The 11,453-nt window shown below is 44.2% G+C and carries 9 protein-coding genes; 3 read left to right on the plus strand and 6 right to left on the minus strand.

Annotated features, from left to right (window positions below):
- Nucleotides 1-176 precede the first annotated feature (176 nt).
- The gene (gene rmf / locus F7R24_RS00360) at nucleotides 177-383 is read left to right on the plus strand and encodes a ribosome modulation factor (RefSeq protein WP_151669260.1); all 207 of its coding nucleotides are present in this window, start codon (nucleotides 177-179) and stop codon (nucleotides 381-383) included.
- Nucleotides 384-523: 140 nt separating this feature from the next.
- Here the strand turns inward: rmf and F7R24_RS00365 are convergent, their stop codons facing one another.
- From F7R24_RS00365 to F7R24_RS00375, 3 genes are all read right to left on the minus strand, one after another.
- A complete protein-coding gene (locus F7R24_RS00365; protein WP_151669261.1) occupies nucleotides 524-1,552 on the minus strand; it encodes a quinone-dependent dihydroorotate dehydrogenase in 1,029 nt (342 codons plus the stop codon).
- A gap of 68 nt (nucleotides 1,553-1,620) precedes the next feature.
- Nucleotides 1,621-1,842: a DUF2835 family protein gene (locus tag F7R24_RS00370; protein ID WP_151669262.1), complete on the minus strand. Its 222-nt coding sequence runs from the start codon at nucleotides 1,840-1,842 to the stop codon at nucleotides 1,621-1,623.
- 50 nt (nucleotides 1,843-1,892) lie between these two features.
- On the minus strand, nucleotides 1,893-6,725 hold the full coding sequence (locus tag F7R24_RS00375) for an NAD-glutamate dehydrogenase (protein WP_151669263.1): 4,833 nt from the start codon (nucleotides 6,723-6,725) through the stop codon (nucleotides 1,893-1,895).
- 108 nt (nucleotides 6,726-6,833) lie between these two features.
- Between F7R24_RS00375 and F7R24_RS00380 the strand changes: the two genes are divergently transcribed.
- Nucleotides 6,834-8,237 carry a BatD family protein gene (locus F7R24_RS00380; RefSeq protein WP_151669264.1) on the plus strand — a complete coding sequence of 468 codons (1,404 nt, stop codon included), beginning with the start codon at nucleotides 6,834-6,836 and terminating at the stop codon, nucleotides 8,235-8,237.
- 2 nt (nucleotides 8,238-8,239) lie between these two features.
- On the opposite strand, the gene F7R24_RS00385 is transcribed toward F7R24_RS00380, so the two are convergent.
- Nucleotides 8,240-9,106, minus strand: a complete 867-nt coding sequence (locus F7R24_RS00385) for a TIGR01777 family oxidoreductase (RefSeq protein ID WP_151669265.1) — start codon at nucleotides 9,104-9,106, stop codon at nucleotides 8,240-8,242.
- 114 nt (nucleotides 9,107-9,220) lie between these two features.
- On the opposite strand from F7R24_RS00385, the gene F7R24_RS00390 reads away from it, so the two are divergent.
- Nucleotides 9,221-10,360 carry a sensor domain-containing diguanylate cyclase gene (locus F7R24_RS00390; RefSeq protein ID WP_151669266.1) on the plus strand — a complete coding sequence of 380 codons (1,140 nt, stop codon included), beginning with the start codon at nucleotides 9,221-9,223 and terminating at the stop codon, nucleotides 10,358-10,360.
- Here the strand turns inward: F7R24_RS00390 and F7R24_RS00395 are convergent.
- Both F7R24_RS00395 and F7R24_RS00400 read right to left on the minus strand, forming a co-directional pair.
- Entirely contained in the window at nucleotides 10,347-10,898 is a 552-nt protein-coding gene (locus tag F7R24_RS00395; RefSeq protein WP_151669267.1) for a hemerythrin domain-containing protein, read from the minus strand. The two genes, F7R24_RS00390 and F7R24_RS00395, sit on opposite strands and share 14 nt — an antisense overlap.
- 111 nt (nucleotides 10,899-11,009) lie before the next feature.
- Entirely contained in the window at nucleotides 11,010-11,396 is a 387-nt protein-coding gene (locus tag F7R24_RS00400; protein ID WP_151669268.1) for a hypothetical protein, read from the minus strand.
- Nucleotides 11,397-11,453: the final 57 nt, after the last annotated feature.

Consider the following 11,453-nt stretch of genomic DNA (forward strand, 5'->3'; position numbering starts at 1 on the left):
TTACATTATAGTTAATATCAATAGCCAACGCCGCTTATTTCCTATACTAATAAGGTGTGTGTTAGTTGCCTATTAACCACACGCGAAAGGTACCAAATCTATTGGTGAACCCTTGCCAAATTGCAATGTCATATTGTTTGGTACCGCGATGACAATTAGAAATTGAGAGGCGCATTATGAGAAAACAGAAACGAGACCGCAGTTCTACTCTGCATAACCGTGGATTTGTTGCAGGCCTTAATGGTCGTTCAAAAGAGGAATGCCCCGTACAAACATCTGAACTTCGATCGCACTGGATGAACGGTTGGCGAGAGGGTCGCGAAGCACACTGGAGCGGTATGTCCGGCGTTTCTGCTATCCAAATTAACCCCACTTTAGCATGATTTCTGATAAACGATTTCTTTCACTATTCGATTCAAAAACGAGTTTAGGAAGCTTAGTTTAGATTGTTGAGGTTGCGACAGCATTTTCATGACAAAATCATTGAGCAAATGTGTCGCAACCTTGAATCGAAGATCCGATTTTACTTCTTCAGCAACTGCTCTAACGCCTTAACGGACTCATGTACTAATGTGGGACCACGATAAATTAAGCCAGAATAAATCTGCACTAAACTCGCGCCCGCTTCGATCTTTTCTGCTGCGTCAAATGGCTCAGTAATGCCACCGACACCAATAATTGGCAATGCCCCTTTCAAATGACGATTCAACGATACAATCGCCGCTGTAGAGCGGTTGCGCACAGGTGCACCACTCAAACCACCAGACTCTTGGGCTAAGGGCGAATCCTCTACACCCTCACGACTCAAGGTTGTGTTGGTAGCAATAACAGCATCCATTTCATAACTTTTGAGTGCATTAGCCACTAGCTCAAACTCTTCTTCTTCCATGTCTGGAGCTATTTTTAACGCAATAGGTACATATTTCAGGTGCAGCTTGGATAATCTGGCTTGCTCATTTTTTAACGCATCTAACAGACCGTTTAATGAATCACCAAATTGAAGACTGCGTAATCCAGGCGTGTTAGGTGATGAAATGTTAACGGTCACGTAACTGGCGCGATCATAGACTTTACGCAAACAATAGAGGTAATCATCATTGGCCTGCTTGTTTGGTGTATCTTTATTCTTGCCAATATTGATGCCCAAAATGCCGTTGTAACGAACTTTCTCAAGATTTTTGAGTAACTGATCGACACCGTCATTGTTAAAACCCATGCGATTAATTATCGCAGTATGATCTGCCAAACGAAAAATTCGAGGACGCGGATTACCCGGTTGAGGTTTCGGCGTTACCGTACCTACTTCAATAAATCCAAAGCCCATCGCTGCCAAACCATCGACGGCAGTACCGTTTTTGTCTAAACCAGCAGCGAGACCTACAGGGTTGGGAAAGCGCAAGCCCATCACTTCTACCGGAAGGCTTCTTGTACGCGCGCCTGCTAAGTGCTGCAAGCCTAGCTCAGACAGCAGATTCATACTGGACAACGAAAGGTTATGTGCAGTTTCTGCATCGAGTCTAAACATCAATGAACGAGCGACATTATATAGCATAGCAATCTCAAAGCGGATTTTTGAAAACGGCGTCTATTATACCCTTTTGCACAGCACAAATGACAGCATCAACTCAATCTGTCTATTTGCAATAGACGTCCTTGATCATCAAAGTAGACAGTAAAGCTACCTTTTAAGCCTGAAAGAGACACATATTGGCGCATTACAGAAGCAGGAAGACGGACCATACGTCCGTCTCTTGCACGTGCTGATATGTGAACAGCACGTCCTTGGTAGTATTTCATGTATTCTTCCCGGCTAATTGCCAGGTCGAGGATGACATATCTCATCAGCTAACTGCCAGAACAAAAGACTGGCAGTTAGCTGGATGCGAAACTACTCAGCCTGCGGTGTGAATACAGGTTCGAGCGAGATCATACAACTCTCTGACGGCCACTGTATACATTGCATAGTCTTGAGTTTTAGCGGATTTAAGATCATCAAGCACTTTATCCCAACGCTCAAGTAAAGGTTGATTCAACGCGACCCACTGCTCCAGTAGTGACGTAGCATCGGATTTATCAGCTTGTCCCAATTTTAATACTGAAGCCATGAGAGCTCGTTGATGCCAATCTAAATCGTCACGGAAGGCATCACGCGCTAATGCTTGCCAGTAGTTCTCTACCGTTAGATCATTGAGCTGATTGGCAAACCAATGCAACTCTAGCCGCTCACCTAAGCCAAAGAAAGCGAGTGCGGCACGCTGCATATCCACTTTTTCTTCACGTGCAACCTCAATGACAGCTAAGGCAGAGAAAAGAATATTGGAACCAGCAACCACTTTCGCCAGATCTGCAGGAACACCAGCATCGGTATAGCGTTGATAAGCAGTTTCCCATTGCGACTTAGGCTCGCCACAGAGTAACTCGCCTAAATTCTCAGCAACCTGCTGCAATGGCTTAGCAAAGACGCTGATTTCTTGTTCACATTCCACCCCACCACGACGATTACGCAAGAACCAGCGTGTTGCGTGGCGAACAAGGTATTGTAGACGTTCCATCATTTCTAATTGAATGGATGCATCTACTTGATAATCGAGTAACTCAATTTCTTTCCATAACTCTCTAATGCGGAAGGTATCACGAACCAATACATAAGCACGCGTTAAGGTTTCGATGTTACTACCTGTAGAGACGGTCAGGCGATCCGCAAAGTTGATACCCATCAAGTTAACGATTTCGTTGGCAACTTGAGTCGATACAATTTCACGAACGAGGCGATGTCCTTTCAGTTCCTCACCGAACTTTTCGCGCATCTGTTTAGGAAAGGCAGTGACCAGTTCTTGCGCAACATAAGGATCGCTGGGTAACTCAGTATCTAACAAACGCTCTTTTAGATCTGCTTTACTATAAGAAACCAGCACGGATAGCTCTGGACGACTAAGTCCTTTTCCTGCCAACCGCTGCTCTTCAATAAACTCGTCTGAAGGAATGTACTCCAGCTTACGATTCAGCTTGCCTTGTGCTTCTAGCTTGCTGATAAAGCGTTGATATTCAGAGATAGAAACTAACGAACGACGTTCAGCCAAGGTCAGTGCCTGAACCTGACGATAGTTGTTTTTCAATACCAGCGAAGAGACTTCGTCAGTCATTTCAACCAGCAACTTATTTCTCTGCTTGAGGGTCATATCCCCTGCTGCAACTAAACCATTCAGTAGTATCTTGATGTTAACCTCATGGTCAGAGCAGTCGACACCACCGGCATTATCAATAAAGTCGGTATTCAGACGACCGCCATTACGAGCGTACTCCATACGACCCATTTGCGTCATACCGAGGTTACCACCCTCGCCAATCACTCGGCACTGAAGGTCACAGCCGTTGACACGTAAACCATCGTTTGCCTTGTCACCGACATCTGCATGGCTTTCATGACTGGCTTTGATGTAGGTACCGATACCACCGTTCCACAATAGATCAAACTGCGATTTCAATATCGCAGAGATAAGATCTGTCGGTGTCATCTGAGCATTGCTGACACCTAACATTTTTTTCATTTCAGGCGTTAATTTAATCGACTTAGCTGAACGCTCAAATAAACCACCACCTTTAGAAATTAAGGATGCGTCGTAATCATTCCAGCCGGAACGTGGTAGTTTGAATAAGCGATCACGTTCAGCAAAGCTTGCTGCGGGATCTGGATCTGGATCGATAAAAATATGCAGATGGTTAAACGCTGCAATCAGTTTAATCTGATTCGACAACAACATACCGTTACCAAACACGTCACCTGACATATCGCCGATACCCACCACGGTAAAGGGTTCTGTGCGGGTGTTATGGCCCAGTTCACGGAAATGACGTTCGACCGAGACCCATGCGCCTTTGGCGGTAATCCCCATTTTCTTGTGGTCATACCCTTGGCTTCCACCCGAAGCAAAGGCATCACCTAACCAGAAATTGTATTCTGCCGCGATACCGTTCGCGATATCAGAGAAGGTTGCTGTTCCTTTGTCGGCAGCAACAACCAGATAGGTATCATCCTCATCGTGACGAACGACTCTTTGCGGAGGAGCCACATCGCCTTCGACAAGATTATCGGTGATATCTAAAAGCGCACTGATAAACATTTTGTAGCAGTTTATGCCCTCTTCCAACCACTCGTCACGGGTCATGCCAGAATGCAGTTTCTTAGCAACAAAGCCACCTTTCGCACCAACGGGAACGATCACGGCGTTCTTTACCTGCTGCGCTTTTACCAAGCCCAACACTTCTGTTCTGAAGTCTTCGTTACGATCTGACCAACGCAAACCACCACGGGCCACTTTACCACCACGAAGATGGACACCTTCAACACGAGGCGAGAACACAAATATCTCAAACATCGGTCTAGGCTGAGGAATATCTGGAATATTGGCCGGTGACAATTTGAATGAGATGTAAGACTTATGCTTACCCTCTTTGAGTTGGAAGAAATTGGTTCTCAAGGTCGCTTTAATCAAGATCAGATATTCACGAATCACCTGATCTTCGTTTAAGCTGGCGACACTCTCAAGAGCTTCTTGAATGCGTTGTTCAATCGCGTCCTCGATTTTTGCATCGGCTTTATCTGGGTCAAAGCGAGCATTAAAGAGATTGACTAACTCTCTTGAGATGCCAACATGATTGTTCATCGCAGCGATAACCGCTTCGGTACTGATCGGGAAACGTATCTGCTTCATGTAAGCAGCATAGGCGCGAAGCACCTTAACTTGTCGCCATCCCAGACCTGCACCTAATACCAGCTTGTTAAAGTCATCACTGGTACAGTTGCCACGCCAAATATTTAAGAAGGCATCTTCAAAGGTTTCTTGAAGCGCTTCTATTGAAGCATGCTGCTGGCCGCTGTAACGTAGGTTGAAGTCGTGAATCCAGATGGTTTTCTCATCTGTTTTGATTTCGTATGGATGTTCATCCATGACGCGCAAACCGAGGTTTTCCAATATCGGAAGCACATCTGACAAGGGTAGCGAGTTACCATAGTGGAAGAGTTTAAAGTTTAATTCATCGTCTTCACGATCTAATGCACGGTAAAAACTTAATGCGATGGGATTATCTTCACTCATGCTTCGCATGTGCTGGATATCAATAACCGCCGTTCGTGTAGAAAAGTGGGCACGATAACTGGCCGGAAAACCGCCATTAAAATGATTAAAACTATGTATTCCCTTCTCTTCACCTAGAGAATCAGTCAGCGCTGCAAACAGGTCTTCATCCCAACTACGAGCCGCTTCACGGATTTGATGCTCAATATCTGCGACGTCGAATTGCTCTATCACTGCTTGCTCATCATCTGCATTACGCAGGTTAAATTGCGTACGTGCCAAAATAGATTCTGAGAAATAGGTGGTAAATTCAGCTAGCTCACATTTTAGTGAGCGCTTTAAAATATTTTCAGCACGTAGACGGAACTCAGTACTATAAATCTCACGTGGTACATAAACTAATGCAGAGAAGTAATGACCTTGTTGATCACGACGAACAAACACACGAATTTGACGACGCTCACGAATTTCTAGAATGCCCATAGCCATTGACGTAAGTTCGTCAGCCTGCATCTGGAACAGCTCATCTCTTGGAAAGGTGTCCAGAATTTGAAGCAACTGCTTCCAATCATGACCATGCTCTACAAAACCTGCATTGGCCAACACGGTATTAATCTTGTTTCTGATAACCGGAATACTGCGGGGTGAATGCATGTAGACTGAGGAGGTGTATAGACCTAAAAATCTAACTTCACCGATTAGATTGCCTTTCTCATCAAAACGTTTGAAGCCGATATAATCTGGGTATGCTGGACGGTGCACACGCGACTTAGCCGCCGCTTTTGAAAAGCTGATCAGATCTGGAAGCAGTGTATGCTGATCTGCATTGAGGTTGTCCGCATCGAGGAATTTTTCTCGGCACTCTTTATTACAGTCCCTTAATAAGCCGAGGCCAGATCCATCAACCGTTTCTAAGGATTGCTGTTTGCCTGATTTTTTCAGATCAAACATTTCGTAGCCAAGAAAGGTAAAGTTACCTTGCATCCACTCCAGAAACGCAGTCGCTTCTGCGAGGTCTTTTTTCTCTAGGGTCGAACCCACTTTTTTAAGATGCGCTAACTGCTCGGAGACAGCATCGAGCATGGGCTTAAAGTCTTCAACAGAGGCACGCACTTCATCAAGAACAGCCAAAAGCTCAGTTCGTATCTGTTCTAGTTTTGCAGCATCGGTATGACGATCAACTTCTATCGCTACAACTGATTCAGATTGTCCCTGAGCCTTGTTAAATCCTGTTAGTGCGCCTTTGGCATCACGTTGTGCATTCAGAACAACATTATTAATGGCATGTATAGATAAGTCTTGACGATTTAACTCCATACGTAAGGAGTCGATAATAAAGGGGCGATCAGTAGAGACAACGGCGATGACGGTATGGGTTGATTGCCACCCATGTCTCTCATAGTCAGGATTGAAAACCTTAATCCGGGGCACATCACTGGGGGCTTCTTGAATAAACTCCCACATATCTAAGGTAGCACCTAGCAAGTCATCCTGACGCCATTTTTGTAGATCCATCTCTGGAGTATTTCGATAATAACTTTCAACAAACTGATTCAAAAGCTCTGCTTTACTGTCTGCCAAGCGCTTACGAATATCAGCTTTTAGACGTTCCAGTAGCGTTTCCTTTGATTCCGCAACGTTAAGGGGCATATCTTTCTCTCTTTTTTTAGTTTTTGCTATGGGTATACACAATGGATCATTGCGCATTGAATAGCCTTTCCTGATAATGAGTTAAAACTAACTACTACTTAAGACTATATGATCAGGTCCGTTACGCAAGGTATATCGATTGCTTTTGTACTTTTTTTTTACTGTGCAACCCTCAGTGCAGAGGTTCGAGTTAACCAGCCAATTCAATTAGTGGTCGAAACGGATAGAAATCAGTTATATCAATATTCTCAATTGATAGTGACTTTACATATATTTCATGAGGAACCTTTACCGGAAACTGTCGATATTATTCCTCCACAATTAGAGGAAGGGCGTGTTCGTACGTTGGGTTTACCTTACACGCGCATGGAAGCAGGCCCTAGCGATTACGATTTTCACACGACACAAAGCTATGCACTCTTCCCTGATCAAGTGGGTGAGCTTGTCAGCACGGGTCCTAGCATCAGGTTTCCATCAACCTTTAATAACGGATCACAAGTCTTAACCGCAGATATCCCAGCCGTGAATGTGATCGCGAAACCCGATGGTTTTGAATCCTTGATAAGTGAAAACCTCATTTTGAGTGATACCACTCATCAGTTAAGTAATGCCGAATTAGGCTTTATTCGACGTGTTTCTGTGACGGCAGTCGGCACCCTGCCTCATCAATTACCCGATAGAATACTCGACCCCCTAGATCGACAAGATTACCGTTTAATCGAGCGCTTCATTGATGAGTTTCACTCGCGCCAAGGTGTCACCAGTCTTTTGCAAGAGCTGTGGCATGTTACCCCCACTGCCAGTGCTTCTTCTTCTCAACCCGTCAGTTCCGTCATCTGGTGGGATACCGAAACGCAAACGTTAAGGCAGTCTCATACACCACCCCCCACTTTGGGAACAGCCGAACTATTAGAGGAAGTTATCGCAACTCAAGCAGCTCCGACAGCCACAGAGACTCCTACAAACGTTCAAACAGTCAATCTATCGACCACACAACAAAGCACACCTTTTTGGCTGCAAGTCGCGATAGGCTTCACTCTATTAACCGTCGTATCGCTAGCAATATTAGCTGGATTTAAGTTTCAATTGGGAAGAAATACTAGCAATAAGAGAGCAAACGCTTCTTTAAAAAACGGGCTAAAGCAATCAGCTAAAACTAATGATCCTAAGGGAACAGCGGCAAAACCTAGCTCAAGGCAAGCGGAAAAAATAACGGATACTCACTCACTGAAAGCCAATGCCGAACTTCATGCCTTTCAAGGATTAATGTCAGCTTGCCAACAAAATGCTTGTCATCAAGCTAGAACAGCCATTGTTTTATGGGCTGCTTGTTTTTGGCCAGAAAAACGTATTACCCATACGGAATCCATTTATCAAGCTAATGTAAGTCAAACGTTAAATTACCTACTGTTAGATCTAGAGCATCATATCAAGCAGTCTCAAGAATCTGCTTGGCGCGGTGATCTCTTGCTAGAGGCTGTCAAAACCTTGCGCCGACGCAGATTCAAATAGGTTCAGACCAGATTTTTGAGTGCTGACTCCAATCTTGGGTAATTGAAAGAAAAACCTGATTTTGTTAGTGCAACCGGTTTAACGCACTGCCCTTCAAGCAATAACTCGCTAGCTTCACCAAGCATTAACTTCATTGTGAATGCTGGAACTCTGAAGAAAGCAGGTCGATGCAATGCTTTACCTAAGGTTTTAGAAAACACTTCGTTGGTGACTGGCTCTGGAGCAGTCAGATTAAAGGGTCCGGATAATTCCGGGCGATCAAGTAACCAACCAATGGCCGCCACTTCATCATCGATATGAATCCATGACATCCATTGTTTACCGGAAGCAATAGGTCCACCCAGCCCAAATCTAAAGGGCGGTAACATTTTCTTTAATGCCCCTTCTTTAGCACCTAACACCACGCCGGTTCGAATTAAACACACTCTAACACCCAAGGCTTCTGCTTTAAGGGCTTCTGCTTCCCAGTCCGCACAGAGTTGATGGGTAAAACCTTTGATAGGAGTGGAATTTTCATCTAGCTCACCTGAGGCTTGACTACCGTAATAGCCAATGGCAGAACCACTGATCAGGGTTTTAGGTTGTTGCTGCTGTTTTGCCATCCATTCCACTAGGCTTTTGGTGGTTTGAATACGGCTATCTCTAAGCAGCTGCTTTCGCTCGGGCGACCAGCGCTTATCAACGATACCAGCACCGGCAAGGTTGATGACGGCATCAATCGGTTCTTTAATATCGTCGAGTTGCTTTACCCAATTCGTTTTTGATGAAGATTGACGTGACCAAATGACGACTTGATCACCCCTTGATGTTAAGGTTTTTTCCAGTGCTTGACCGATAAAACCACTCCCTCCGGAGATCAAGATACGCATTTAATTTTCTCCTACATTTTTTTATATATAAATTAGTACGTATTTGCTAAATTACCAGATTGCAAATTGCATCAATATGTTACGACTTTTCTGAACTGATCAGGTATCAAGTCCATGCAGGCAGACAAATCCATTACAGATGAGAACAAAGAGCTAAGGCAACGCGTTAATATTTTGCATCATAAGGCAGAGCGCAACGAGCAACTGTTGAAAGCTTTTTTTGCTGCTGAGCTGGAGCTCCTCTCTTGTGTCACGCTAGCTGAGTTACTTGATTACCTTCTCAATCATTTCAAAGAAAAATTTTCACTCTGCAGCATTACATTAATGCTGCTTGATCCAGAGGATGCTGTGCAAGAATTACTGGATGGCTCTGATCGCTTCAATCATTTTGAAGGGCTCAACCTTATACCTAATCCACAAACCCTGCACACGCTCTTCCCAGAGGTTCAGCCCTACTGCGGTGAAGCTGACAACATCATTCGCGATAACTGTTTTCCTACTACTAACGCTACTATTCATGTGTCTGTTCAGTCATGCGCCCTCCTGCCGTTGGTTAGAGAAAACTGCTTAATTGGCGCGCTTTGCCTCGGCAGCTCTGACCCTCAGCGCTATAACCACCTGCTACGTTTCGATTATGTTTCACATCTAGCCTCTGTCGTTGCCGTTTGTATTGAAAACGCTATCAGCCGCGAAACTTTGCAAAGACTCAGTAGTATGGACTCTTTGACAAGAGCGTTAAATCGAAGAGCTTTCAGTCAACAATTACTTAGAGAAATTAAGCGCTGCAGCCGAACAGGTGAACCTATGGCGTGCATATTATTGGATATTGATCATTTCAAACCGGTCAATGATACCCATGGGCATCTCAGCGGCGATAAAATACTGCGCGATATGGCGCAAGTGCTGAAAGACAATCTTCGCGATACAGACAGTATTGCTCGATATGGCGGTGAAGAATTTGCTATTCTTCTACCAGGCTGCGCTGAAGCTGAAGCAATTCAGGTAACAGAAAATCTTCGAATAGCGATCTGTAATACTGCCTTTACGGGGCATTTAGGTGAGCCCATTTCGATTACTGCATCGCTAGGTATTACAATCTGTGAACAGGGTCATACAACGACTCTGGAAGTCACCAAACTCTCTGAGAGCCTGATCCAAACTGCTGACCAAGCTCTCTATGTAGGTAAACGAAATGGTCGCAATCAAGTGCGATTTCAATCGTTAGATACAAACCTCCCCGCTACACCGCGCTAACTTCTTGAATCATTGCCTTATAAATTTCTCGGTAGTTTTCACCCTGCTTCTCTCCGAATAACGGATCTTCGTGCTGAGGCAAATTCTTTTCCAGAACTATCCAGTCATCTGCAGTGGAGATTGCATTGATCTTAGGAAAAATGGCTTGTTCTTCAAAATTGATATGTGCCCGTTCACGCTGTACAAAGTTTTCAAGACGCTGAATAAATTCAGCCATAGGAATGACCGCATCATGCATCACTGCATCGACGGTTTCCGTCACTTCACGTGAAAGTTGCTTCAAATCGACATGCTGTGCTTCACAGGCTTTTAGATCTTTATCTAGATTAGTATCACGCAATTCGAAGTAGTGATACATATGGTCTTCGCGGGGATGATGGCTTTGGTCGGCATAATTACCGATATATTCAACCAACTCAGAGAGAAGCTGGAAGTTAGGTGAATCACCTTCTTTAAGCTTCTGGATTTTCATCTCCAGCACTTCTAAAAGTCGACTCAGATTGATGTGATCTTGATGCAATTGCTCTAATATAGTCATCTCACTGTCTCCTGAAAGGTCATGAGTTTCACTATATACCGCAGTTGCAACAAATGCAGTTGATCAATATCAATTAAATCGACATTGATCCACTGCAATTAGTCATAAATCTTAACGAAATAGCTCGTCATCAAATGGATCAAGTGGATTTTCTAGCAGGCTATCTTCACGAAAATAAAGAACACGACCTTCTAATTTCAAACCCTTAGAGCTGAACCAACGTTCATTTTCTTCCAAAGACTCCTCTGCACGACTAACGGAATACCATGCACGAATAATTCGGTAGAAATAATGTGCAAAAAGTGCAGCCGAAGCACCCAAGAAGAAGTCAGAACCCATCGCAAAGAGAATGATGATCAAAGCAACAATCCAAACGCGACTGCGCTTTGCTTCTTTCACCGCTTCTTTAGCGACGCTGAGCTGTTCTTGGCACTTAAGTGCACGACGAAAATTTTGCTGTAAGTCAAACTTTTGGTCGGTCGGTAGAAATTTTTGCATTCTCTTTTCCTGACTGTTTTATTTTATAAATTTTGAATAGAGTATATCCGAGGCTGT

The organism is Nitrincola schmidtii, assembly GCF_008973715.1.
Lineage (GTDB): Bacteria > Pseudomonadota > Gammaproteobacteria > Pseudomonadales > Balneatricaceae > Nitrincola > Nitrincola schmidtii.